This is a genomic window from Legionella stuttgartensis (assembly GCF_977063405.2).
Map to the genome: position 1 here is coordinate 628,138 of NZ_CDRUHA020000022.1, position 23,868 is coordinate 652,005.

Below are 23,868 nucleotides of genomic sequence, written 5' to 3' on the forward strand. Positions count from 1 at the left end.
ACACATTGGGATATGGTAATACAATGGTTAAAGGATACCTTTTAATTAAGCAAACCCTATGCGCTCTTTGTTTATAATTTTGATTGTTTCCCTAGTTGTTTTACAACATAAGCTGTGGCTGGGCGATGGAAATTTGATTCAATGGCAAGATCTTGAAAAAAAACTGACCGTTCACGAACAAGAAAACAATAAACTGGCAACACGTAATCGAGCACTTGAAGCAGATATTAGAGAATTGAAAGGTGGCGAGCAAGCTCTGGAAGAACAAGCACGCTACGAACTTGGAATGGTTAAAGGGACCGAAGTCTATTATCAATTTGTAGACTGATAGCCGCACATACTGATTTATGCTACGTTTCCCCAGCATTATTTTCCGGCAACCTGAACTCAAATCCAACTCCCCAAGATTCAAGCATAACCCGAACGGTTAAGATAATTTTCTATTAAGCAATCAGCAATTCAAGAGACGCAGGTGGCTGTTTGTCCCAAAGGCTTAGCACAAATCCCCCTCCCCCAGAACCTGTAGGTTTTACAGCCAGAGCACCTTCTGCAGTTAATCGATTCATATGTTGCTGCAAACTCTCACTAACCAAATTCCATTGATAAAAACAATCCGCTGCTTTATTAATTGCTTGGGCTAAAGAGGAGATTGCATCTGATCCCCCCAGTTCTAAAGCTTTTTTAGCTTCCTCAACTGCGGCAACCATTTGTGTATCAATTTGCTCGGATAATGTAGGATTATTAGTCCATAAATTCTGGACCTGATGTATACAATGGGATGTAATTCCGATTTGCTTACATGAAGATAAAAAAAACTGAGGACGAATTTTTTGCGTAAGTGGGGTAATTTTTCCCGATTTAAAATAAACCCCGCTCTCTGCAGCAACTCCTGCCACATCAAGTCCACTACTTTTTCCATGGAACAAGTGCTCTAGTTCTTTCGCAAAATCATTACATTGATTTTGTTCAATCATTTTTTGCGCACAAAACCAACGACTCATTGCCACACAAAGCGCTGCTGAAGCCCCCATCCCTGCTCCCACAGGGATTGTGCTATCTAAATGAAAATAACCACCTAATTGATTTAAAGAGCGTCCCAATAATTGCATGCCATGTTCTAACACACTCCAAAATAAAAGCTGCATATCTGCACCACTACTTCCCGTATAATCAGCCCCTAAAGAAGTTGCAGCAGCAGAATAAGTTAACGTTAATTTTTTTTCCTTGATCGGAAATACAAGAGCTGGATGCCCCCGTACTACAGCATGTTCACCTGCTAAAATCCATTTGCCAAAAGTTGTGGTTTCAAAATCAAAGAACATCGTAATTGCCTATTAAATAATCACGTTTAAATTCACGTGCCAATTCTGCTTGGTCAGAACGATACAACAAATGAATATTCGGTCCTGCATCCATAGTCACGATAGGACCATCGCCTTTTTTATGCCAAAAATTCTCTAAGTGATGCAATAAATCAATACAATTTTCCGTCATGTATGAAAAAGGTTGCTCGCATGTATTAAACAAACGATGCATATCTTGAAATTCACGCCAGCAGATCTGATAGGCCGAAGTCCAATTTTGACTCACTAATGCCTCTAATAAAAGCTTTAAGTTCTCCCTTGCCCTTTGACTGCGTGTTTCATAAAAAGGACTGCTCTTTACTCGCTGATGTGCTTCACTGGAGGGAACTTCCTTCTTCTTATTGCTAATAATTACACCTTGATAGATTAACTCCGGATAAGGTAAATCTACTGCTTTAACTTCATGATCATCCCATAAAGCCCAGGGAGAATAAAAAGATCGACAAGATGAGCCTGAGCCTAATCGGCTTAACTGTGCCTGCTCATTAATAGAAGGTGTGGGTTTAGTAGTTAATTCACTCAAAGCAATCACAGCACAACGAGTTAAGGCGGCGAAGCTTGAAGCAGAACTGGCCATTCCACTACTGTGAGGAAAATTATTACAAGACTGTACTAAAAAACCACCATCATAATTAAAATATGCTTTTATGCGAGCGAGATGGTCAAGAAACCTTTTTTGTCCTTCTGCTGAAAGAACAAAATGGTCAATTCCTCCGGGTATAATCAATGGTTCCCAAATATCTTTTTTCGAACTTGCTTTTTCAAGTCGAACTGTGCTTTTAAGTTCATTTAACGTGTAGGACAATGAAGGATTATCAGGACTATTCGAGCTATCATCCTTTTTTCCCATATATTTGATCAAAGCAATATTAGCTGGGGCATGAGCTAGCCAATACATAATTTCTCCTTGGGATCCGTAAACTATTTCAATATAGCCTGGTGAAGGCATAAGCGGTAACTCGAGAAATTTTTGATAGAAAAAACCCGGGTTACGATGTGCATTACCCAGGCTACAAATTTACAAATTTCTAAGTCACATATAAAAAAATTCATTAATTATATTGTACGTAATTTTGAATTAGCCAATTGTGCTGTAGGAGTACCAGGATAAGCTCTTACAACTTGTTGCAGGAACTTCTTGGCCTCTTGCTTATCACCTTGTTCAGCGTAGGCATAGCCAACCTTTAACATACTTGCAGCCGATTTACTTGAAGTGGGAAATTGCTGTAACACAACGTTAAAATGCCCTATGGCTTGAGAATACTCTTTTTTAACTAAATAAAGCTCGCCTAGCCAATATTGTGCATTAGCAGTATAACCACCCCTTGGATATTTTTGAACGAATACATTCATAGCACTTATAGCATCATCATATCGTTTATTTTTCACTAATTCATATGCAGCTAAATAGCTGATTTGTTCATCCGCAGGGTTTACTCTGGATGCAGTAGAAACAGGTACTGTAACTGGCGTAGTAACTGATTTGTTTGCTTGGACATCAGGTGCCGGTACAATTTTCTTAGGTGTAGCGGGTTCCTTTGAACCTACTGAAAGATCCAATGAAGGTTTATTTGGCGATGCTTTCGCAGAAGTAGTCCCACTTAAGCGTGAATCTAAATCTTTGTAAAAAGCAACTTGCTGTTGCTGTAACAATTTTAAATCATGAGCTTGTACTTCTAATTGTCCACGTAGCTCTTGGATTTCTTGCTGCAAACTTTGGATTTTGTCAATTAGCTTAGCGCTGTCTGTAACATTATTATTTGAATCATTTGCTTGGTCATCTTTAGCAAGCGCAGGTTCATCATCAGTTTGGGAATTATCTATTGTATAATTTTCATTACGAGCAACTTCAAACTGACCATTGTCAATTTGTGGTTGATCGTACTTAGGGCCAACAGGCGTTTCATACGCCTGCTGGTCAATCATTGCAAAATTTTCACTCTCATCAACAACAGGCGCCACGGACCAACTGGTCAAAGGTAGCAGGAACATAAAACCTGTAGCGATAATGTGTTTTTTGCAATTTATCATCTTGTTGCCTCATAAGTAAATTCTACGCGTCGATTTTGTGCATGTGACGCATCATCATGTCCTAAATTAATTGGACGCTCTTTACCGTAGCTCACAACACGCATTTGTTGTCTGTTAACACCAGCCATACGTAAAATGTCGGCTACAGTATTTGCACGACGCTCACCAAGAGCTACGTTATATTCACGACTACCACGCTCGTCAGTATGTCCAGCAATTAATACACGAGCACCCGGATGAGTTTTCAAGTATTCTGCCTGAGCATTAACAGATGGTAAATATTTGGGAGCTAAGTTACTGTCATCATATGAGAACAAATACAATTGATTATGAGGTGCCTTAGTTGTATAAGATTCACCTGGTTCTTGACCAGCAAAATGAGTAAATTGTCCTAAACCTTGGGCAGATGCTTCGGCATCAGTCACCCCTACCCCATCCGCACTACCTGGTGCTTTGGAGCACGCAGCAACTAAAACGGCACTCGCTACAAGCAGACCTAATTTACATAGTGATCCGGCTTTCATCCTCAATCTCCTTCGTTCTTTTTATTATTGACAAATTTCAAAGTTCCCATACAGGGCTCATGGGGGCACATTGTACAATTCTTTTTATTTTTTGGCTACAATAACTAATTAAACCAATTCAATCCCAAGTCCTAGATACTCCCTTTAAAAACAAGATAAGTTTTCACTAAAAGGTTGCTTGCAGTAACTACGGGGCATTAACGACCACCTCATCCTGAGGTATTTGCGACAAAAGAATCTCCTGATTTTATTCATACCCAGTCTTCTGGAGATCCCTCACTACACTGTGACGCTTTTATAGATACAATCTACTCGAAGCAAATCCGTTAATGTTCGATATGAGATACAACAAAATGGGCTAAGATCGCAGTAAATTGTCGCGTTGCTTTATTCGCTGCGATTACACCACCGTAAGGCGTATCACTTGGGCATGGAATTTGTAAATTGACAATTTTTGAAGCCAATACTTTGTTATCACTTACATGGGTTAAAACCATTTTTCCTGAAAACTCAAGTACACTTGGTTTTTTAAGAAAGTTCTGCTCAAGAGCAAGCAATTGGGTATCTAATCGATAATTTACACCTAAAGTATACGCATTAGATGTAACCGCTTTAAACAGATTTGTTCGTTGCAAGCTTTGTAGGATTAGGGGATAAAGCATATCTGCTGGTGGATTTACCCAGGCATTTTTTGCAAAAGGTTCAAGTTCATAAGGCTTTTTGCTATAGAGCATTTGCTCTGTTTGATATCCTGCAGCGGCATCAGGTGGCGTAACCAATAAAGTAATAGGCATCGGTTCTTTAACCAACTGCTTTGTGCTATATGCACTCAATTGATACTGGTTTTTTACAGAGACTTTAACTGCTGAGCAACCACTCAGTACCGCTGTACTTAAACCCACGAGAAACACAGTCCACTTATTCATTTATTATTCTCCAGGCCCAGGTTTTGGCGGTTTACTTCCACGAATAACCACAGCAGGGTTTTGTCGCAGTTCACTGCTCACCTTTTCCAAATTTGCAGAAATTGCATTCAATCTTCGTAATAAGATTACAGCAGGTGGGAGTGCTTCTTCAGAAATTTTATCGATAGCATTTTTTCCTGTACCCATAGTTTTTGATACACTGTTCCCAGCTTTACTTAAACTTTCTGCCATTGTATTAAATTTAGATATTCCCACTCTGAGTTCTTCCAGCATATGCGGGAAATCTCGGCTTGTTTTGGCAAGATTATCCATTAAAACATTAACATTCTTACCATTGCGCGCAAGGTCTTTAGAAAAATGATCAATATTAGTTAAGATATGGCTTACATGTTTTGCATTTTCTTCATTAAAAATACGCTTTGCTTCGGTACTTACAGAGTCTACATCCTCAGATACTCTCTTTAAAATGCCATCTAATTGAGTAAAAACAGAAGGTTTTGAAGGAATAACTGGATAGGGCTCACCTGGCATTTTTTGGATTGGCGTCAGATCTGAAGTGCTTGCACTCAAACCAATATAAGTAACGCCAGTGATCCCTTGGGAATTTAACGTGGCATATGTACTTGTCGTAATCGGTGTTCCTTCTTCAATATCTAACAAGATTTCAACTTGTCTTGGGTCGCTTTGATTTAATTTTATTTCCTTTACATGCCCCACTTGTACTCCATTGTATTTCACGGGAGCATCCTGAGTCAGACCAGATGCCGCCTCATGCATAAAAACGGTATAAGTAATATATTTTTTTTGACTAAAACCAACTGACAACCACAGCATTGTAGCCACTAAACCTACCAGCAATATAAGTACGACTACACCTACAATGGTGTAATTGGTTTTCGCTTCCAAGTATTCTGTCTCCAGTTATGCTTAGTGCCTATTATACAATGAATGTTGGGAGGCTCTAGATTACATTTTACTAAAATAACCAGCAATTATTTTATTCTTATTTTTCATTAAATCATTAATCGGCTCAACACTTAAAATTTTTCCATCACCAATAAAAGCCACGCGATCTGTCGTCCGTTTTAAAGATTCTATATCATGACTCACCATGACTATAGTGAGTTTTAAAGAATCTCTTAAAAACACAATCAACTCATCGAAAAGTCGTGCACTCAGTGGGTCCAAGCCTGTAGTGGGCTCATCCAAAAACAACAATTCCGGATCCATTGCAATGGCACGCGCTGCAGCTGCTCTTCTTTGCATTCCTCCACTCAATTCTGAAGGTAACTTACCTGCTGCTTCTTTAGGTAACCCCACTAAAGCGATTTTTAACAAAGCCAATTCATACATAAATTTAGGATCGAGGCTAGTGAATTCTCTCATAGGAAACATAACATTTTCCACTACATTCATGGATGAAAATAACGCACTGTGCTGAAAAAGCATCCCCCATCGACGACGGAGCAAAAAAGATTGTTCCATATCGAGATGACTAATGTCTTGGCCAAAAATTTTAATGGTACCTGCTGTAGGCTTCAGTAACATCAGTAAACTACGTAATATCGTTGTTTTTCCGCTTCCCGAACCACCAATAATGGCTAAAATTTCGCCTTTTTCCACGGTCAAATTCACATCAGAGTGTACCCATTGACCACCAAGAGAATTTTTTAGCCCTTTAATTTCGATAATGGGTTCACTCATCTATAAATGCATCCGACTGTAAATGACTGAATAAATTGCGTCAGCAATGATAATTAAAAATAATGCTTGCACCACACTTTTAGTAGTTTGGCTTCCAATATTTTTTTCCGTGCCGGCCTCAACTCTAAATCCCTGAAAGCAACCAACCAGGGCAATTAACATTGCAAATGCGGGTGCTTTATATAAGCCCAAATTCAATTGTGAAATTCCCACAGAATCTTTCAATCGTTGCAAGAAATCGATGAAGGTAATGCCCAGCATATTATTAGCCATAATCATCGCCCCTAAAATACTAAAAACATCAGACCAAAAAATCAATAAAGGAAATGCGATCAATAATCCAAGCACTTTAGGAAGTACTAATAATTCCGTAGGAGACAGCCCCATAGTTAAAAGTGCATCCACTTCTTCATTCAGTTTCATACTGCCAATTTGTGCAGTAAATGCTGAACTGGTACGCCCAGCAACAATAATGGCTGTAATCAAGGGTGCAAATTCACGAAAAATAGCCATACCTGATAAATAGGCAATGAAACTGTTAGCCCCATATGTTTGTAATTGCAATCCCATCTGATAGGCCAAAACGACACCAATTAAAAAAGAAAGCAAAGCAAGGATGGGTAAAGCAGTTACACCTGTAGTATGTACATTTGCGATAATGCTAGGTAATTGAAATCGGCGCCAATTACTAAATGCTTCGAATAATTTAGTAGCTAAATCACCAATTATAGCAACAAGACCCTCTGCTTGTCGGAATTTATTCTCCGATTCTTTACCTAATTGATAAAATATATTTTTTTTATCTGGAGAAGGAATACGATAATCTAAAACATCTTTTTTTGATTTAATTAAATCGATGAGTTGCTGTTGGGTTTCTGTAAAGTCAGCCAGTTCAACTTGGTTTTCTTGCTGTTCGAGCAGATCAATACATTTAATTAAAGTTAAAGCTCCTGCACTATCAAAATAACTGATGTTTTCGCCGCTAATAATTACTTTTTGTTTTTTTGGTAATTCACTTTCATTGAATTTTTCTAATAAATTCCCAATTTTTAGAACAGACCAGTGACCTGTACAGTGGACTGTGGCAAGTTTCTTATCGAAAGTGATTTGCGCGCTGTTTTGTACCATAGTCATATTTATTGAACAATATCCTCAAGAATAATAGGAATATTCTGGAAGAGCAAAAACAATAAAGCATGGTAACACAATATCATATTATTCGGGTAGGTAAAAAATGAAGCCTGGGTGGAGGGAATTAAACCCAGACTCCCTGTTTATTAGGAAAATAAAACTATATATTTAACGCATTAATTGCATTATTTAGTTCGGTAACTTTCTTGCCTCCATCAGCTAGAGGTTTAAAGAGTGATAACTTAGGCATGTGTATTGAAGAACCAACACGATCCAATCCTGTATTGATGAGACTCACAAAATCATCTAAGAATTTTTCCCACCATCCACGATGTGTCCGTAATGTTTTTACATTGACTTTATCGTCACCGAGAACATCTTGACTGTTCGATTTAAAAGAAACTACATCGCCATCACGAACATATTGCTCTTTTAATTGATGTATTTGGACATAAATACTTTTTGCGGCAATTGCAGCTCTGTGATATTTTTCTTCTTCATTTAGGTTTTTTTCTTTCCGATATTTTCTAACTTTTTCTTCATATATTCTCTGCTTTGTCTGAATAGCTCTTAATTTTACATTGACATCAAAAATATGAATAAGTCGTTGTCTTCTAATTCTGTGATCTACATCAGTTCCTTGAGGCAACTTATCATCACCTAAAACCTTTTTAGGTTCTAAAGGTGCAAATGTTACGGTATGTTTTGTTTTAAGTTGCTTTAGTTTTTCAGACTCGTCTCTTACCAACTCGTCACTTTTTATAATTGATTTAACAGGCGTTTTAATCACAGTTGAAGCAAGAGCCCTTCCTTTCCCTTCCTCGTCAGGCACTTCAAGTTTCTGGTGCTCATCCACTTGGCGGAAAGGGTGATTTCCTTTCGTAAGCTCTAATGGAAATACAGGAATCGTGGCGAACATTGCATCTTCTTCTACTATAGCAGGTCCCACTATATGTTGTTCAACGCTTGGACTTATTTCAATAGAAACTTCGGGTGCGAAGCGTTTTCTTAAATTGCTGATCCGTTCTTCGATTTCCCCATCCATCACACTAATCTGCGATTGATGATGAGACGTTAAACTTATAGAAGGCTCTCTATTTTGCTTGTTTTTGTTATATTTGCTTAAAAACTTTTCTAAGTCGTCTTCAGAGTTACATTTTTTCAATTGTTCGATGAATGTCTCTCTTAGTTTTTTAGCCGTGTTAAATGCATTCATTTCTTTACTTTGTTTTCCCATAACATCTCCAGCAGTTACATCCAATTAAGTGCACTTAATTTACTCTTCATGCTAAAAAAACACCAGGGGGGATTAAATTAAAAAAATGAACAATAAAAAAAACATCCAACCTCTTTATTGAAGCTAGTTATCTCTCTCTGCGCATTAAATCACGACAAGTAAGATGATGCCTCGGAAGATAAATTTACTTTTGTTTCATGAATTAAATAACTCATTCAGAAAGAGTCCAGCTCTATGATGGATGACAAACTAAGAAATAAAACAAAATCATATATAACCTACGATTTTCGGGTAGTTTGCGCTCCTATTTTATGATAAAATTGCTTTTATTTTTTTCAAGACACTAAATTCAGGTATGCAAGAAAATTACAGCCAATTTGAACAACGCAAACATGGCATTACAAAACTTGCGTTAATGCCGGCTACTCAAAGGAGAAAGCATGCCTTTAACTTCTAACACTGATGAGCTATTCCGTGGATTTTCTAAACTCTCTCGAGAAGAACGTTTTAAACGCTTGTTAGCCTTAGGGGCAGTAACACCCGAAGACATTGCATTTCTTAAAAATGGTGGCATAAAAGATTTAAATTTAGCAGATAAACTGATTGAAAATGTCATTGGTTATTTTCAACTTCCTTTAGGTGTTGCAACTAATTTCAACATTAACGGACAAGACTATGTTATTCCGATGGCTGTTGAAGAAACATCAATTATCGCCGCTTTATCGAAATCCGCTAAATGGATTAGACAATGTGGTGAAATAAAGACCTGGGTTCAAGGCGAATGCATTTTAGGCCAAATTCAATTAGCGAACGTTAAAGATTTCTCTAAATTTTCTCAAATTTTCCATGAAAATCGTACTTATCTGATTAACAAAGCCAATAAAGATGTTGCTGAAAACATGGTAAAACGTGGCGGCGGGGTCATGGATTTGCAATTACGCCAGCTCAAAAGAGAAGATAATCAAGACATGGCCGTCATTCATTTGACTATGAATAGCTGTGATGCCATGGGGGCCAATATCATTAATCAAGTTCTCGAATACTTGAAAACACCTATAGAGCAGTTAACTGGTGAAGAAGTCACCATGTGTATTTTGTCCAATTTGAATGATCAAAAGTTAACAACAGCTCAAGTCACGATAAACTCTATCGATCCGGTGCTTGGCCAAAAACTGCAAGAAGCATCGCTCTTTGCAGAAATGGATCCTTATCGAGCCGCTACCCATAATAAAGGAGTAATGAACGGCATCGATCCCGTTTTAATTGCTACAGGAAACGACTGGCGTGCCGTTGAGGCTGGAGTACATGCTTATGCTGCTCGTGATGGGCAATATCGAGCAATTACCCGTTGGCGTTATCATGATGGAGTGCTTACAGGACAACTCACAGCCCCAATTATTGTAGGAACTATAGGTGGCGTTACTTCATTGCACCCTACTGCAAAAATGTGTTTACGGATGATGAATATTTCTTCAGCAAATGAATTGGCTCAAGTCATTGCGGCTGTAGGCCTAGTCCAGAACCTAGGTGCGATCAAAGCCTTATGTACTGAAGGTATTATTCAGGGCCATATGAAATTACATATTGATAATCTGCTCTTGGCTGCCGGAGCCAATGAAAACGAAATGCCTGTACTCAAAGAACATTTACAAAAATGGTTGGATTTGCATAAAAGAATTAGCCTTAATAATGCTCATGATTTACTCGCTAAGATCAGACAAACACCGATTGCAGTATGAAATGGTTAATCCCTGCAAAAACATTTCTATTAGGTGAATATGCTGCTGTAGCTCAAGCTTCAGCACTTCTCCTCACAACTGCGCCCTGTTTTGAGCTCACACTTACAACACAAGAAAAAACATCTGGGATTCATCCAGAATCCCCAGCTGGGATTTGGTGGCACCAACAAAACTTAGGACAAAGTCTTTTATGGAATGATCCCTATGCAGGTCGAGGAGGCTTAGGTGCCTCCAGCGCACAATTCTTAGCAAGTTACTTAGCGAGTTGTTTCGTAAATAACACAACTCCTGATTTAAAACAGATGCTTAATGCTTACTATGAATCATCCTGGACTGGAAAAGGCTTAAGACCAAGTGGGTATGATGTGATCGCTCAATCTCAACAAGGATGCGTTTACATTAATAAGCAACACAATGTAATGAAGTCCTACGACTGGCCCTTTCATGATCTGTCTTTCTTTCTCATCCATACCGGCGTAAAACTTGCTACTCATCATCATTTACAAGACACAGCCCTACCCGATCAGATTAATTATTTATCACTGTTGGTGGATGAAGCAAAACAAGCATTTGAACAAGTTGATTCCCAAAAGTTAATTAGGACTATTAATAACTATCATCAAAAACTAGCAGAGTTAAATTTAGTTGCCGAACACAGCTTAAAACATATCAATGAATTTAAAAAAGATCCGGAGATACTCGCAATCAAAGGCTGTGGCGCTTTAGGAGCGGATGTTCTACTACTCATTACTTCGTCAAGTACAGCTCAAACTCTTGCTGATAAATTAAAAATACAGGATTGGACTGTATTAGCTACAGAAAAAGATATTTATGCTCAAGCCCCATTAATGAAGCAATCCTATTTCGTATAGCGCCAATTTTTGTCCAAAAAAAACATTTGTGCCCTTTAAAATAACAAAAATAGAAGAAACATTATAAAAAGACTTGAAATTCTGCGCTAATACGGTATTATTCCAGCCTCTTTAGGGCCGTTAGCTCAGGTGGTAGAGCAGGAGGCTTTTAACCTCTGTGTCATAGGTTCGAATCCTATACGGCCCACCAGTTTTAGAGTACAGTTTAAAAATATTTTGCCTTAAGTAAGGGCCGTTAGCTCAGGTGGTAGAGCAGGAGGCTTTTAACCTCTGTGTCATAGGTTCGAATCCTATACGGCCCACCATTTTGGTAGAGCATCCATTCAACCAGAATGTAAATGGCAAAATATTAAATCCCATACCTTATTGCGCTCGTAGCTCAGCTGGATAGAGTACTTGGCTTCGAACCAAGGTGTCGGGGGTTCGAGTCCCTCCGAGCGCACCATTTAAACCCTTTAAAATCAGGTAGTTAACGGTTACCTGGATCGAAACGTGCCGTAAAAACCAAGTTACAGTGACGAAAACGTGCCAGAATTTTTTGTAATTCTTTCCGCTGCCACCTTTAAATGGTCACTTGAAAGATGCGCGTAACGTAACACCATTTCATATTCTGACCATCCACCTAATTGCTGTAATTCTTGCAATGAGGTACCATTTTGCACATGCCAACTTGCCCAAGTGTGACGCAAGTCATGCCAACGAAAATCTTTGATTCCTGCCCGAACCAACGCTTTTTGCCAAGCATGATTATTACATCGCGTAACAGGCTTACCAAAATAAGTAAATACAAATGAGGGGTGTAGGCCCTTTTGTTTTTCTATAATTGCAATTGCCTCAGAGTTTAAAGGAACAGGGATCGCCTTCTTTGTTTTAGATTGATCAGGGTGAATGAGTGCATGTTTTCTAATTAAATCGACTTCACTCCACTGCAACTTAGTAACATTAGATTGGCGTAAACCAGTTGCTAAAGTAAAAGCGGCCATATCTTTCAAATGATTTGGTAGCTCCTGAAGCAATTTACCAGCCTGTCCGCTGCTCAACCAACGTATACGCTTATTTTCAACTTTTCTCATTCTGAATAATGGCATGGTGTTTATCCACTGCCATTCCTTATGAGCTTTGTTTAAAATAGCACGTATAATTTCCAACATTCGGTTGACCGTCGTTGGAGTAACATTAGTCCGCTCTTTTTCTTGCGCAATAAATTCAATTAATTCGGCGTTAATTTCATCTAACGTTTTCTGGCCAAGATAAGGGTCCAGAAAGGCCAAATGAAATTTATCTGTAACTAAACTTCGTTTATGCGCTGATTCCTCTAACCATCGCACAACAGCATCTACCCACGATTTCTGTTGGGGTAATTTGGTATGCTTGTTACTCCATAGATCTTGTAGAAAATTATCATGGAATTGTTGCGCTTGTTGTTTTACTTTAGTCCTAGTGCTTCTGCGTATACGCTTGTCACCGAAGGTGATGTCGATCCACCAGAACCCATTTTTTTTCGTGAGTGCCATTTATTATCTCCTATATCGACACCCCACGATGCATCGCAAGTAGAGTACTTGTTTCGCATATACATCGCAAGATCTTGTTCTATAAAACGCCAACCTCGCCCTATCTTTACTCCAGGTAGTTCACCTGATGCAGCCATTCGTCGGATAGTTTCCCTGTGGGCGCCTAGAAACTTTGAAGCCTCTTCAATATTAAAAGTATTCATAAGCAACCCCATTTATAACCCTGGTGCACATATTGTTTATTAGTATTGAGTTCAAGAATTAAATGATAAAGCCTCACAAGATCCCGTTCGCAATATAGATTAGTTGGCATTAACTCATCGAAATAAATAGAACGTAATTGTCTTATTGAGCAATTTAGTAAAGCAGCAATGTCTTTTAGAGTATAGTTAGTTGACTCTAATAGATAATTAATGATGTTCTTACAGATTTGTAGCCTAAAGTTATTTTCCACAACGAATACTCCTTTTCAATTTATTCTGTATATAGCTACAGAAAACGCCAAAAAATATTTTTTTATCTAAATCGGTTTGTTTATTTGTTACTGTTCATTCAACTTATGTGTATAATAAACGCTAGGTAAACAATACACACAAATATAAACGATAACGTTTATAATAAACAATTATGTTTATTTTGCAAGGTATTTATATGGATATAAAATTAAAAATAGGGTTAAGAATTAAAGAGTCGCGAAAAAACAAAAAATTCACTGCAGTGCAGTTGGCTGAAGTCACTGGTTTTTCAGCGCAACGAATTAGTAATTGGGAACGAGGAACAAGAACGCCCAGGTTTAAAGATGCAGAAATACTCGGTAGTGCATTGGGTGTTTCTCCAACATGGTTATTATTTTTAGATATTGACCACAAACCTATGAAGGATCATCCCTTCCAAACGATCCCTATAATCAATACCTCATCTAAAATTGAAGGTTATCTCCCAATACCTTCATCAATTCAAGACAACATAACGCATGATGATTTTGCTTTTATTGTGCACGATAAAAGTATGTCTCCTATTTATAATGCAGGTGACCTAGTTACTTTCTGTAAAGAAAAACAAAACCACTGCGATTTAGTACTGATTCATATTAACGCTACTGAAGAGAACTTATTTAGAAAAATAAGCTCAGAAGACAATACGTTTATATGCTCACCTATCAATCCGGACTGGCCACAAATTCGATTTGAATCAGCATCAATGTTTCAAATAATAGGTTGGGTAAAGAATGGGGCTAAAGTATTTTATTAATTAATGAATAAAGAATTTCCTATCTTTACAATCATTAAGATCTCATCATTTGAAAACCCCTTTTTCAGAACAAGCTTATTTAAAGATATCCCAAATATATCGGATAATGTAACAAGATTGTGTTCTGTACTGCTTAAGATTGTATCAATAACCTGAGTCACAATACGCTCTCCATTAATAACCTGTTCACTTAAAATCTTCATGATTAAAATCCTTATTACGACAACAACAACGTACTTTACTTATTTGACAAGCTTGATTTGATTAGAGCATAATATGTTTGTCATTTATATCACTAAAATCTTTGGCAAATACGCATTTTAATTCAAAATAAAAAGCAACTTAATTAACAAAAAGACTAATATGGAATTTTGTAGGAATTTTACTAGAGTTTGTTGGGATGAAATTAAAGAGGAAGTAAAACGCTCTAATCCTGAGTTTTTTTTCTTAGTTGATGAAATTGCGCCAGGAAAAGATTTCCCACTATATGTTTTTAACTTTGGATATGGTGATTTAATTGGTGATTCTGAAACCTTTTATATTCCGCACCAAGGAAAGCTTCAAACTCTTAATAATTTTTCATCTCAAGAACCAATTACTAAAGACCTCTTTTATGGATTTCACAGTTGTCCATTAGGTCTTGTATTAGATAAGTGCTTTGAATGGTACTTAAGAGGTGATTCAGAAAATGAAACGCATCCTGTTTACATAGATAAGAAAGGGGATTTTTTTAACATTGGACATGTAACCCAGATAAAACCACTTAAACGATACTTGCCTAATGGCATACTGTCTGTAAAAGCTGGGGCACAAACCACTCTTGTAACACAAAACATTGGATGCAAAAGAAGCCATAATCGTCTTATTCGATCTGGAATTGATTGCACCATCCCCAATTCATACCATGATCACAGTGAATTCTTTAAACGAATTTACCAATCTTGCCCTTCTGAAAGTAAGTGGCGGGCCTCCATCGTTTACTTTTCTGAAAAATGGATAGAAAACATTGTTAATAATCCTGAGTGGATCAATATTAATAAATATTTCTTTAAATATTATCTACATTATTATGCTTACACCTACTATGGAGACTATTATCAACATATTTTTAGGGTTGCTTTTGATAAATCAAATTTAGAACGAGATTTTTTTATTCAAGATACCGCTAAATATATCTTTGAAATTCTCATAGGTGAAAAATATGGATTTTCGTTTACCAATACCGATGAGTTCTTGCCTGCATCATGGATAGCCTACGTTTTAAAAGACATTTATAAGCTAAAAACAGACCCCTCTATATTAATACCTAAAAAACATGTTGAAAAAAATCCGGTATATTTTTCCCTTCAACATCCTATTTTTAGACCATACCAAGGGTTGTCTAGAAAAAGAGCAACTCTAATTTCTGAGCTTGAAAATATAAAAATCGTTACAAATAAATATAAAGAATTATTTTCTTCTAGTCATGAAGAATGGGCTGATACAATTCTTGAAGAAAAGGCCAAAAAAGCTCAATTTCTTTATTACCATGGATTTGAGAATAAAAAAAATTGGCTTTCGGACATTGATAATTTATTCCAAAATGACTCTGGAGTGCATCATTTAAGTAATGACACTTTTTGTCAAGATGCGCCTTTTTTTAAAGGATGCATCTCAATAAACAGCTTCTAACCGCTGTGCTCTTTTAGAATTAAATACTAAGAAGGCACTCATGAAACAAAGCAAAGAAGATATTGTCCAAGCACTTTGGGCATTGAAATAATACATTGCTACTCCTGATATGAGAGGGCCAATCATCATGCCTAATGCATATGCGCTGCGCCACGCCCCTATACCTAGGCCACTGTGGTTAGAGCTTCCATATTGATGACATAATGCAACGGAGTACGCCATAAACAACATTTCACCAAGAGTGAATACTAAAAGCGAACAAAACATTCCTAGTATTGTAGAAGACAGGCCCATAGCAAACGTTGACGCCCCTAATAAAATACAGCCGATACAAGCAACTATATGTTTATTGAATCGCTCAATCCTTTTTGATAATTTTACTTGAAATAATGCGATTAAAATGGGATCGGTTGCGAAAAAAAATCCAATGATTAAAGAATTTCCTATTGTTTCGTTTAAGTGAATCCCTAGTACTGTTTTTTGTATCCCATAAGTTAAACCGATGCAAAATACTGAAAATAACATTGGAATAAGCGAGCTATAGACTGTCTCAATTTCTTCTTTATTACTGGGTTTTGCAGCCACATCCTGATTACTGATTTCTAATTTTAGAAAAATAACTATTGAAAACAATATCAAAGTAACGCCGACCAAAGTCATTGCTAATTTAAAATGATTTTGCGCTAAAAGCATTATCAAAACCATTGCCACAATACCACCAGTATTTTCCAGTGCATTTTTATAGGATTGGGCAATCGTTAAACTGTGATTGGTATTTTTTGAAATCTGCAAGAAAGATGAGTTACTGCAAGTGATGAACAAGTTGATCCCAAATCCCATTAACAATACAAAGACAACAGATAAATGAAAAGAACTCACTTTTGCTAGAATAACAAATGCGACGCCCATGAGTAAGAAACTTGCCCCAATTATACCCTTTGCTTGTGCTTTTCCCGTAACGTATCCACCACATATACTGCCCAAAATAGCTCCAATCCCCATTGAAAAGCCTAAGAAGCCTATATTTAATTTATTAAAATTTGTGCTTACACTAAAAAAATACGCAATATGGTAAGATAGGCCGCCTCCAATAGCCTCTATAAAAGAAAGAGCCAATAATAATTTACAAGTGACTGGTAAATCACTAAAAGAGAACCCTACTTTAGAAGAGCTGACTGTTGAGCTCATTGTAATCCCTCACATTAAATAAAAATAAGATACATCCACTAAACTATGCCACTTGATTTAATAACCTTAATGCATCAGAACTCGGCATTCGTTGTATTTTATCGGGAGGAATATACAAAGTAGACAGTGTTGTTAACTCTTGCCTATCAAGTTGCTCTAAATCAAATTCAGATATCTTTGGATGAGTACCAGGATAAAGAGCAGCTTCGTAAATAACCGCTTTTTTTTCTTTTTTATAGAGTTCGATTAATTTTTTTTTAATAAAATTAAGAGCCTCAAAATTGATTTTATTTGTTGGTAAACCCAGATTTCCAACCATACCAATCTGGTAAATTACTACATGAGAAGAAGGATCTACTACTTTATCATATAGAAGATATTCCGTAGCATCAAAGGATTGGATACCTCCAGATGCGGGATCAAACCTAAGATCGGCATATAAACAATCTTGGGTTGAAATACCAGGGCACACCACTGTTTTAATGCTATCACCAAGCATAGACAAAGCGAGCAAGCCAGGAGTAGCAAACACACATGGATGACCATATATAACAACACATAATGATCGTACATCTTCTATCGCGCTATGAATATATTGTGCAATATTATTATAAGCACTTTCTCTTGATTTAGAGTTAAAGTATATTTCATCCAGTGACTCTGATGATTTCGCTAATTTACGAATATAGCTCTCTAGCAAGGGTTCATTAACTAAGTAGATTACCTTATCACAAGTAGAAATATATCCTTTTGCTTCTTCTGTAATATGAGCTATTGTTTTAATTCCAGTACCAACTAACGCTACAACTTTCACTTAAATCCTTATTTGGTCACTGGAAAAACATGGCTCATATCCGGATACGGGATCACATGGCTCATATCCGAAAAATTCTTTTTATCAGTGATTAACTCCCTGATCTTATGTGTATCTGAGTTTTTATATGATTCAACCAAGCTTTTACTTAAAACCCAATCCTCTAAAACCACTGTATCAAGGAGTGGATTTTTCACCAATGCCTCAACTGCATCTAATAATTCCATAGTCCCTCCAAAATTTGGTAATCAAAATTTTGCACTATTTATTTTATAAAAATTTAAATCATTATCCTATCAAAAATCAACCATTATCAAGAAATCTTTTATTTCAAATAACATGTCAGTGCATACAATATCATTACGAATTGACTCACATTATTCCACAACTGTATGTTTTTTTGAACACAAATTATTTTGCGCTTGCCTCAATGCCTACGGTTTTTTTACTTCCTAAATTATTTAATGTTATCCTCCTCGATCATATGATAATAATCAATAAGGACTCTATTTGACGAGTTTACAGATAATATCCCATTTTTTTCCATTTTTTTGGCCGAAAAATAACTTTAAAAAAAAGTTTCGGGTCATATTTTCATTATTTTTGGTTTTCACAACCCTCGCCTTAAATTTAATTGTACCCATTTTTTTTAAAGATATAGTAACTGCATTATCCGGTACGATAATGACATCGAGCATGATGATTATCTCGCTGATCTGCTGTTATGGATTACTCTGGATGCTGGCAAGATGCAGTGAAAAAATTCGCGAGATGCTTTCTTTTGTAAACATAAGTACAACAATTGCGGATTATAGTACTCATGTCTTTGCACACCTCCATGCTTTAAATTACAAATTTCATCTGGATAAGGAAACCGGAAAAATAACCAGCGCTATCAGTCGCGCACAGCTTGCAATCGCGATGCTTATCTCGAACATATTGTTTCGGATTGTGCCTGTTTTTTTAGAAATTCTCTTCGCTTTTTTAATCATTTGGCACTTCTATGGCTTAAGCTATGGCCTCTATCTAATTATTATTTTGGGAATCTATCTTGTTTTTAATGGACTCACTCAAAAAAAATCCACAGTCCTGCAAAAAAATTGTAGCATTGCTGAATTAAATGTAAGTTCCGCAATTACCGACAGCCTACTCAACACAGAAACTGTAAAATACTACAACAGTCAAACCGTAGAACATAAAAAAATAGACCGATTTTTACAAGAAAGCGTTCATGCAAATACAGCATTATTTAGTGGAAACGGTACATTTTTGGTGATACAAACACTCATTATTGCGGGGGGTCTTGCCTTTTTGTCCTATAAAGTAGGGCACCAAATTTTAATTGGACAGTTAAAAATTGGTGACTTTGTCCTGATTAATGGCTATTTATTACAGTTATTTGAACCCTTAAGCGAAGCTAGTGTGCGTTGGCGAGATACCAAAAATGATTTATCCAAAATAGAATATTCAGCCTATTTATTAGATCAAACCGATGAAGTTGAACAAGACCATCCTGATGCAAAACCTTTATCCATTACCGGCCCGCATGTTCACTTTAAAAACGTCACTTTCGGTTACCAACCAGAACACCCCATTTTAAAAAATGTAAGCTTCGAAGTTTCACCCGCAAAGATGACAGCTATTGTGGGACCCAGCGGATCGGGTAAATCAACGATTGCACGATTATTGCTGGGATTATTTGAAGTCACTCAGGGACAAATACTCATAGATGACCAGGATATTACTGCTGTGAGCAAGCATTCATTCCGCCAACAAATCGGAATTGTTCCACAAGAAGTTCTACTCTTCAACAATACGTTGAGGTTTAATCTCTGCTACGGTGCTCTAAATATCTCCGAGCGTGAAATCAATAACGTAATCCAACTGGCGCACTTGGAAGAGATGGTAAAAAACCTCCCCAAAGGAATTGAAACCAACATCGGTGAAGGGGGTTTTAAATTATCAGGAGGAGAACGCCAGAGGATTGGAATAGCAAGATGTTTATTACGCAACCCGAGTATTTTGTTATTTGATGAAGCAACCGCATCGCTCGACACGCAGACTGAAAAAAATATCCAGGAAAATATTGAGGAAGTTACAAAACATACCACCAGTATAGTCATTGCACATCGTTTGAGTACGATTATTCATGCTGACAACATTCTTGTTTTACAAGACGGAGAAATCGTAGAAGCTGGAACGCATCAAGAATTAATCGAGAAAAAGGGATTATATTACTCCATGTGGAATAGCCAGCAGCAAAAGAGTGCATCATGATGAATGATAGTTTACCCAGCATTAAAGAAACTATCTACTATCTTTGGCCTTGCGTTTGGACAAAGAACAACCTAAGAGGAAAAATTCACGTTGTCTTGGCTCTCTTATTTATATTTATTTCCATTGCACTAAATTTGTGTGTCCCCATTTTTTTAAAAGAAGCCATTAATGCACTCTCTGGACATGCCCCATTTTTAAACAGCACCCCTTTAGTCATCATTCTGACTTATGCATCGGTTTGGGGTGCATCCAAAGCTTGTATCACCCTCAGTCAAGTAATAGCTTTTCCTGTAGAATTAGAAGGGGCGAGAAAATTTTGTTTAGAACTTTTTGATCACGTACAAGCGCTTTCCACAAAATTTCATAGAGAACGTAAATCAGGCGAAATTCTTACAATCATAGAACGCTCACACTCGTCTGCTGTTGATCTTATTGGTCGACCCATTGTGATGATATTGCCGGTTCTTATAGAAATCATTTTTGCTATGATTTTTTTGAGCTATTTTTATGATCTTTTTTTTGGATTGGTTCTATTGTTGATGCTGGTTTCTTATATCTTGCTAAGCTATTACACCGCTCAATGGATTGTAAAATGCAGAATGAAGCAAAACAATGAAGATGCATCTGCAAACGCCTATCTGGTGGAAAGCCTGTTGCATGCGGATACCGTGAAATATTTTAATACCCAACAGGATGAAATCAATACAGCTGCTCAAAAATTACAAGAAAAGGCCCATGCAGATACTCGAGCATTAAATGCCGATGCAAAAATTCATCTTATGCAAAATGTCATTGTCGGTATGTGTGTTATTATTATGCTCTTACTTGCTGGCAGCCGAGTCATTGCAGGGAGCATGAATGTCGGAGATTTTGTACTGGTCCATGGCTATTTATTCATGTTCATGCTGCCATTATCCATGCTAGGCTATCGAATTCGTGTTACCCGAGATGATTTAGCTCGTTTTCAAACCGCGATTCAGTTGCTGAAAATTCCTATCGATATTCAAGACCAACCCAATGCCAGAACACTTAAGTACAAAGAAGGAAAAATCCAATTTGATCACGTCCATTTTACTTATAATGAACATCAAAAAATTCTTGATGACGTTAGCTTTATAGTTGAACCCGGTACCACTACTGCAATCGTTGGATCCTCAGGATCCGGCAAATCCACTCTCGCAAGATTAATCTTTCGGCTTTACGATTTGAATTCGGGGAGTATTCAGATTGATGGGCAAAATATTAGCAATATCCAAAATGCATCACTCAGAGCAATACTCGGTATTGTTCCTCAGGAAACTGCTTTATTCAATGATACCTTAAGAAATAACCTGATATATGGAAATCCGCATGTCACTCATGATGAATTGGCGGATGCAATACAAGCAGTACATCTTGACAGGTTCGTGGCAAAACTGCCTGATGGGTTAGAAACCAGAGTTGGTGAGCGCGGATTAAAATTGTCTGGTGGCGAAAAACAGCGAGTGGCCATCGCTAGAATGCTGCTTAAAAAACCTAAAATTTTTATTTTTGATGAAGCAACATCTTCACTGGATATGAAAACAGAGAAAGACATTCAGACCTGTCTCAAACAGATATCGATCAACACAACAACACTTATTATTGCACATAGACTTTCTACAGTAACGCATGCAGATAATATTCTGGTACTCGCTAAAGGTGTGATTATTGAGCAAGGTACCCACAATGAACTACTAAATCAAAATGGTGCCTATGCTCAATTGTGGAAAGCTCAAAGTCAAAATAAAATTGACACAGGGTCTATTAATGGCTTTGTTCCTTAGCTCATTATCCTCCGAAAAATACCTCTATATTTTGAGGAGGATAATGCTTGGTTATGCTGTGACACCAATGGAGGCGGCATTATGAATATAAAACAAAACGACACATCAACCACTCCCCCTATTTTATATGGTACAGCATGGAAAGAAGATGACACAAAACGTTTGGTGCTCCAGGCACTCAACTCAGGATTTCGAGGGATTGATACTGCCAATCAACGTAGGCATTATTTTGAAGAAGCCGTGGGTGATGCAATTGATCAATTTTTAACAACTAGTCAAAAAACACGCAGTGATTTATTTCTACAAACAAAATTTACCTCTGTACATGGCCAAGATCATAGAAAACCTTATGATGAATTTGATTCATTGACCAATCAGGTCAAGCAATCCTTTGCAAGCTCACTAGAACATTTACAGACAGACTACATTGACGCCTATATACTTCATGGCCCTTCACTATCTCATGGAATAATCGATGCAGATTTAGAAATTTGGCAAGCCATGGAAGAGCTGGTGTGTAGTAGAAAGGTAAAGTTTCTCGGCATTTCTAACGTTAATATGGCACAAGTTGAAGAACTATATAGAAAAGTCTCTATAAAGCCGTCGTTTATACAAAATAGATGTTTCGCCATAACACAATGGGATCAAGACGTTAGGACATTTAGTCAAAAAAACAAGATTATCTATCAAGGATTTTCTTTGCTCACTGCGAATCAGCGGTATTTATTAAACCCTCACATGCAATCACTTGCTGTAAAATATGATAAAACCATCCCGCAAATTATATTTCGCTTTGCAAACCAAGTGGGGATATTGCCTTTAACCGGCACTACAAATCAACAACACATGGATAATGATTTAAACATATATGACTTTGAGCTTACACAAGAAGAAATTCAATATATAGAAAATATAGGATTATAAGTGAACCAATATGACCATTAAAATTGAAACACCAAGGATGCTTTTGCGTTTAATTAAGGATGAGGACTTAGATCAAGTTGCTCAGCTTCATGCAGACCGAGAAGTTAGAAAATTCTTTCCTGATGGAACACAAGATCGCGAGCAGACTAAGCGAAGAATAAAACAGATTATGAGCCTTTATGGAGACAAAGGATTGCCTGGTTTTGTTATATTCAATAAGGTCACTCATGAATTCATCGGACGATGTGGATTTGGGCCAATGGAAACAGGGGAAATTGAAGTTGGATATCTTATTGTAAGAAAATTTTGGGGTATGGGTTATGCATCTGAAGTACTAGAGGCACTTCTTGAATGGAGTAAAATAAATATCAATTTTGATTATATTATTGCTTTTGCACCACTCAAACATAGTGCATCACATCGAGTAATGGGGAAGTGTGGTATGGAATATTATAAAGATGATCTTGGTCATGGTGTTGAGTGTAAATTTTATCGTTCCAAAAACAAATAATTTATAAAATGATTGCTCATGAAAAAAAACTCATTAATTTGGAAGGACAAACTTTTGATGAGTTGATGTCTATCTGGAAACCAGCAAAGAGTAGAGTGGGTTAAACCGGGTGATCATGGTGTAAATTGATAGCTGAAATTTAGATTCGGCATTAAATCACAAACACGCAATTGATCCGCGCTTAATAAAAAATAGTCAGATTCACATAAAACTTGATCTAAAAATTAATGAACAAGACAACTCTAAAAAAGAAAACAGGTCGGGTAACAGGATCGAATTGCTCCGATCCCGTCCCCTAAGAACGTAACGTGCGACTTTCACCGCATTACGCTCAAGCCTTTCTAAGGCTATTCACCCAGCAGTTCATCACTTTCAATAACGTTTA

The 23,868-nt window shown here is 37.1% G+C and carries 24 protein-coding genes and 3 tRNA genes; 12 read left to right on the top strand and 15 right to left on the bottom strand.

Features of this window, described 5'->3' with window-relative positions:
* Positions 1–58 precede the first annotated feature (58 nt).
* Complete coding sequence (gene ftsB / locus ACWTEW_RS08420; protein WP_454781250.1) at positions 59–328, top strand: cell division protein FtsB; 270 nt, start codon at positions 59–61, stop codon at positions 326–328.
* Positions 329–443: 115 nt separating this feature from the next.
* Here ftsB and ACWTEW_RS08425 read toward each other — a convergent pair whose 3' ends face one another.
* From ACWTEW_RS08425 to ACWTEW_RS08465, 9 genes are all read right to left on the bottom strand, one after another.
* Positions 444–1,322 (bottom strand): mevalonate kinase family protein, encoded by an 879-nt coding sequence (locus tag ACWTEW_RS08425; protein ID WP_454781251.1) that lies wholly within the window; start codon positions 1,320–1,322, stop codon positions 444–446.
* Positions 1,312–2,262: a diphosphomevalonate decarboxylase gene (locus ACWTEW_RS08430; RefSeq protein WP_454781252.1), complete on the bottom strand. Its 951-nt coding sequence runs from the start codon at positions 2,260–2,262 to the stop codon at positions 1,312–1,314. Before ACWTEW_RS08430 ends, ACWTEW_RS08425 begins: the two co-directional genes overlap by 11 nt.
* Positions 2,263–2,420: 158 nt before the next feature.
* Positions 2,421–3,395: a tol-pal system protein YbgF gene (gene ybgF / locus ACWTEW_RS08435; RefSeq protein WP_454781253.1), complete on the bottom strand. Its 975-nt coding sequence runs from the start codon at positions 3,393–3,395 to the stop codon at positions 2,421–2,423.
* Complete coding sequence (gene pal / locus ACWTEW_RS08440) at positions 3,392–3,919, bottom strand: peptidoglycan-associated lipoprotein Pal (protein WP_454781254.1); 528 nt, start codon at positions 3,917–3,919, stop codon at positions 3,392–3,394. The genes ybgF and pal overlap by 4 nt, the downstream gene beginning before the upstream one ends.
* 326 nt (positions 3,920–4,245) lie before the next feature.
* Positions 4,246–4,845 carry an ABC-type transport auxiliary lipoprotein family protein gene (locus ACWTEW_RS08445; RefSeq protein WP_454781255.1) on the bottom strand — a complete coding sequence of 200 codons (600 nt, stop codon included), beginning with the start codon at positions 4,843–4,845 and terminating at the stop codon, positions 4,246–4,248.
* Between the two features lie 3 nt (positions 4,846–4,848).
* Positions 4,849–5,751, bottom strand: a complete 903-nt coding sequence (locus ACWTEW_RS08450) for an MlaD family protein (RefSeq protein ID WP_454781256.1) — start codon at positions 5,749–5,751, stop codon at positions 4,849–4,851.
* A gap of 60 nt (positions 5,752–5,811) precedes the next feature.
* Complete coding sequence (locus tag ACWTEW_RS08455; protein WP_454781257.1) at positions 5,812–6,549, bottom strand: ABC transporter ATP-binding protein; 738 nt, start codon at positions 6,547–6,549, stop codon at positions 5,812–5,814.
* The gene (locus tag ACWTEW_RS08460) at positions 6,550–7,677 is read right to left on the bottom strand and encodes an MlaE family ABC transporter permease (protein WP_454781284.1); all 1,128 of its coding nucleotides are present in this window, start codon (positions 7,675–7,677) and stop codon (positions 6,550–6,552) included.
* Positions 7,678–7,840: 163 nt separating this feature from the next.
* Positions 7,841–8,917: a hypothetical protein gene (locus ACWTEW_RS08465; RefSeq protein WP_454781258.1), complete on the bottom strand. Its 1,077-nt coding sequence runs from the start codon at positions 8,915–8,917 to the stop codon at positions 7,841–7,843.
* Between the two features lie 440 nt (positions 8,918–9,357).
* Between ACWTEW_RS08465 and ACWTEW_RS08470 the strand changes: the two genes are divergently transcribed.
* The 5 genes from ACWTEW_RS08470 to ACWTEW_RS08490 all read left to right on the top strand — a co-directional run bounded on the left by ACWTEW_RS08470 (position 9,358) and on the right by ACWTEW_RS08490 (position 11,973).
* Positions 9,358–10,656: a hydroxymethylglutaryl-CoA reductase, degradative gene (locus tag ACWTEW_RS08470; protein ID WP_454781259.1), complete on the top strand. Its 1,299-nt coding sequence runs from the start codon at positions 9,358–9,360 to the stop codon at positions 10,654–10,656.
* Positions 10,653–11,528 (top strand): mevalonate kinase family protein, encoded by an 876-nt coding sequence (locus ACWTEW_RS08475; RefSeq protein WP_454781260.1) that lies wholly within the window; start codon positions 10,653–10,655, stop codon positions 11,526–11,528. The genes ACWTEW_RS08470 and ACWTEW_RS08475 overlap by 4 nt, the downstream gene beginning before the upstream one ends.
* Before the next feature lie 114 nt (positions 11,529–11,642).
* Positions 11,643–11,718: transfer RNA gene (locus ACWTEW_RS08480), tRNA-Lys, on the top strand.
* A gap of 39 nt (positions 11,719–11,757) precedes the next feature.
* Positions 11,758–11,833, top strand: a tRNA-Lys gene (locus tag ACWTEW_RS08485).
* 63 nt (positions 11,834–11,896) lie between these two features.
* Positions 11,897–11,973 (top strand) — tRNA-Arg (locus tag ACWTEW_RS08490).
* A gap of 64 nt (positions 11,974–12,037) precedes the next feature.
* Here ACWTEW_RS08490 and ACWTEW_RS08495 read toward each other — a convergent pair.
* Complete coding sequence (locus ACWTEW_RS08495) at positions 12,038–13,042, bottom strand: tyrosine-type recombinase/integrase (protein WP_454781261.1); 1,005 nt, start codon at positions 13,040–13,042, stop codon at positions 12,038–12,040.
* Positions 12,955–13,245 (bottom strand): helix-turn-helix domain-containing protein, encoded by a 291-nt coding sequence (locus ACWTEW_RS08500; RefSeq protein ID WP_231865834.1) that lies wholly within the window; start codon positions 13,243–13,245, stop codon positions 12,955–12,957. Before ACWTEW_RS08500 ends, ACWTEW_RS08495 begins: the two co-directional genes overlap by 88 nt.
* A gap of 448 nt (positions 13,246–13,693) precedes the next feature.
* Here ACWTEW_RS08500 and ACWTEW_RS08505 point away from each other — a divergent pair, with 448 nt between their 5' ends.
* Positions 13,694–14,293 (top strand): helix-turn-helix domain-containing protein, encoded by a 600-nt coding sequence (locus ACWTEW_RS08505; protein WP_454781262.1) that lies wholly within the window; start codon positions 13,694–13,696, stop codon positions 14,291–14,293.
* On the opposite strand, the gene ACWTEW_RS08510 is transcribed toward ACWTEW_RS08505, so the two are convergent.
* Positions 14,290–14,496 (bottom strand): hypothetical protein, encoded by a 207-nt coding sequence (locus ACWTEW_RS08510; protein WP_454781263.1) that lies wholly within the window; start codon positions 14,494–14,496, stop codon positions 14,290–14,292. The genes ACWTEW_RS08505 and ACWTEW_RS08510 overlap by 4 nt on opposite strands.
* A gap of 160 nt (positions 14,497–14,656) precedes the next feature.
* Between ACWTEW_RS08510 and ACWTEW_RS08515 the strand changes: the two genes are divergently transcribed.
* Positions 14,657–15,964: a hypothetical protein gene (locus ACWTEW_RS08515; RefSeq protein WP_454781264.1), complete on the top strand. Its 1,308-nt coding sequence runs from the start codon at positions 14,657–14,659 to the stop codon at positions 15,962–15,964.
* Here ACWTEW_RS08515 and ACWTEW_RS08520 read toward each other — a convergent pair.
* The 3 genes from ACWTEW_RS08520 to ACWTEW_RS08530 are packed head-to-tail and all read right to left on the bottom strand — an operon-like array spanning position 15,947 to position 18,193.
* The gene (locus ACWTEW_RS08520; RefSeq protein ID WP_045096110.1) at positions 15,947–17,152 is read right to left on the bottom strand and encodes an MFS transporter; all 1,206 of its coding nucleotides are present in this window, start codon (positions 17,150–17,152) and stop codon (positions 15,947–15,949) included. The genes ACWTEW_RS08515 and ACWTEW_RS08520 overlap by 18 nt on opposite strands.
* Before the next feature lie 43 nt (positions 17,153–17,195).
* A complete protein-coding gene (locus ACWTEW_RS08525) occupies positions 17,196–17,966 on the bottom strand; it encodes an SAM-dependent methyltransferase (RefSeq protein ID WP_454781265.1) in 771 nt (256 codons plus the stop codon).
* A gap of 8 nt (positions 17,967–17,974) precedes the next feature.
* Positions 17,975–18,193 carry a hypothetical protein gene (locus ACWTEW_RS08530; protein ID WP_058492587.1) on the bottom strand — a complete coding sequence of 73 codons (219 nt, stop codon included), beginning with the start codon at positions 18,191–18,193 and terminating at the stop codon, positions 17,975–17,977.
* Between the two features lie 283 nt (positions 18,194–18,476).
* Here ACWTEW_RS08530 and ACWTEW_RS08535 point away from each other — a divergent pair, with 283 nt between their 5' ends.
* From ACWTEW_RS08535 to ACWTEW_RS08550, 4 genes are all read left to right on the top strand, one after another.
* Complete coding sequence (locus ACWTEW_RS08535; protein WP_454781266.1) at positions 18,477–20,243, top strand: ABCB family ABC transporter ATP-binding protein/permease; 1,767 nt, start codon at positions 18,477–18,479, stop codon at positions 20,241–20,243.
* On the top strand, positions 20,240–22,048 hold the full coding sequence (locus ACWTEW_RS08540) for an ABCB family ABC transporter ATP-binding protein/permease (RefSeq protein ID WP_454781267.1): 1,809 nt from the start codon (positions 20,240–20,242) through the stop codon (positions 22,046–22,048). Before ACWTEW_RS08535 ends, ACWTEW_RS08540 begins: the two co-directional genes overlap by 4 nt.
* A gap of 81 nt (positions 22,049–22,129) precedes the next feature.
* Positions 22,130–22,972 carry an aldo/keto reductase family protein gene (locus ACWTEW_RS08545; protein WP_045096112.1) on the top strand — a complete coding sequence of 281 codons (843 nt, stop codon included), beginning with the start codon at positions 22,130–22,132 and terminating at the stop codon, positions 22,970–22,972.
* Between the two features lie 10 nt (positions 22,973–22,982).
* On the top strand, positions 22,983–23,483 hold the full coding sequence (locus ACWTEW_RS08550) for a GNAT family N-acetyltransferase (protein WP_454781268.1): 501 nt from the start codon (positions 22,983–22,985) through the stop codon (positions 23,481–23,483).
* Positions 23,484–23,868 lie beyond the last annotated feature (385 nt).

Coding starts and splice junctions, on each gene's coding strand:
- ftsB (WP_454781250.1), top strand. CDS start 59: ATGCGCTCTTTGTTTATAATTTTGATTGTTTCCCTAGTTGTTTTACAA.
- ACWTEW_RS08425 (WP_454781251.1), bottom strand. CDS start 1,322: ATGTTCTTTGATTTTGAAACCACAACTTTTGGCAAATGGATTTTAGCA.
- ACWTEW_RS08430 (WP_454781252.1), bottom strand. CDS start 2,262: ATGTATTGGCTAGCTCATGCCCCAGCTAATATTGCTTTGATCAAATAT.
- ybgF (WP_454781253.1), bottom strand. CDS start 3,395: ATGATAAATTGCAAAAAACACATTATCGCTACAGGTTTTATGTTCCTG.
- pal (WP_454781254.1), bottom strand. CDS start 3,919: ATGAAAGCCGGATCACTATGTAAATTAGGTCTGCTTGTAGCGAGTGCC.
- ACWTEW_RS08445 (WP_454781255.1), bottom strand. CDS start 4,845: ATGAATAAGTGGACTGTGTTTCTCGTGGGTTTAAGTACAGCGGTACTG.
- ACWTEW_RS08455 (WP_454781257.1), bottom strand. CDS start 6,549: ATGAGTGAACCCATTATCGAAATTAAAGGGCTAAAAAATTCTCTTGGT.
- ACWTEW_RS08460 (WP_454781284.1), bottom strand. CDS start 7,677: ATGGTACAAAACAGCGCGCAAATCACTTTCGATAAGAAACTTGCCACA.
- ACWTEW_RS08465 (WP_454781258.1), bottom strand. CDS start 8,917: ATGGGAAAACAAAGTAAAGAAATGAATGCATTTAACACGGCTAAAAAA.
- ACWTEW_RS08470 (WP_454781259.1), top strand. CDS start 9,358: ATGCCTTTAACTTCTAACACTGATGAGCTATTCCGTGGATTTTCTAAA.
- ACWTEW_RS08475 (WP_454781260.1), top strand. CDS start 10,653: ATGAAATGGTTAATCCCTGCAAAAACATTTCTATTAGGTGAATATGCT.
- ACWTEW_RS08495 (WP_454781261.1), bottom strand. CDS start 13,042: ATGGCACTCACGAAAAAAAATGGGTTCTGGTGGATCGACATCACCTTC.
- ACWTEW_RS08500 (WP_231865834.1), bottom strand. CDS start 13,245: ATGAATACTTTTAATATTGAAGAGGCTTCAAAGTTTCTAGGCGCCCAC.
- ACWTEW_RS08505 (WP_454781262.1), top strand. CDS start 13,694: ATGGATATAAAATTAAAAATAGGGTTAAGAATTAAAGAGTCGCGAAAA.
- ACWTEW_RS08510 (WP_454781263.1), bottom strand. CDS start 14,496: ATGAAGATTTTAAGTGAACAGGTTATTAATGGAGAGCGTATTGTGACT.
- ACWTEW_RS08515 (WP_454781264.1), top strand. CDS start 14,657: ATGGAATTTTGTAGGAATTTTACTAGAGTTTGTTGGGATGAAATTAAA.
- ACWTEW_RS08520 (WP_045096110.1), bottom strand. CDS start 17,152: ATGAGCTCAACAGTCAGCTCTTCTAAAGTAGGGTTCTCTTTTAGTGAT.
- ACWTEW_RS08530 (WP_058492587.1), bottom strand. CDS start 18,193: ATGGAATTATTAGATGCAGTTGAGGCATTGGTGAAAAATCCACTCCTT.
- ACWTEW_RS08540 (WP_454781267.1), top strand. CDS start 20,240: ATGATGAATGATAGTTTACCCAGCATTAAAGAAACTATCTACTATCTT.
- ACWTEW_RS08545 (WP_045096112.1), top strand. CDS start 22,130: ATGAATATAAAACAAAACGACACATCAACCACTCCCCCTATTTTATAT.
- ACWTEW_RS08550 (WP_454781268.1), top strand. CDS start 22,983: ATGACCATTAAAATTGAAACACCAAGGATGCTTTTGCGTTTAATTAAG.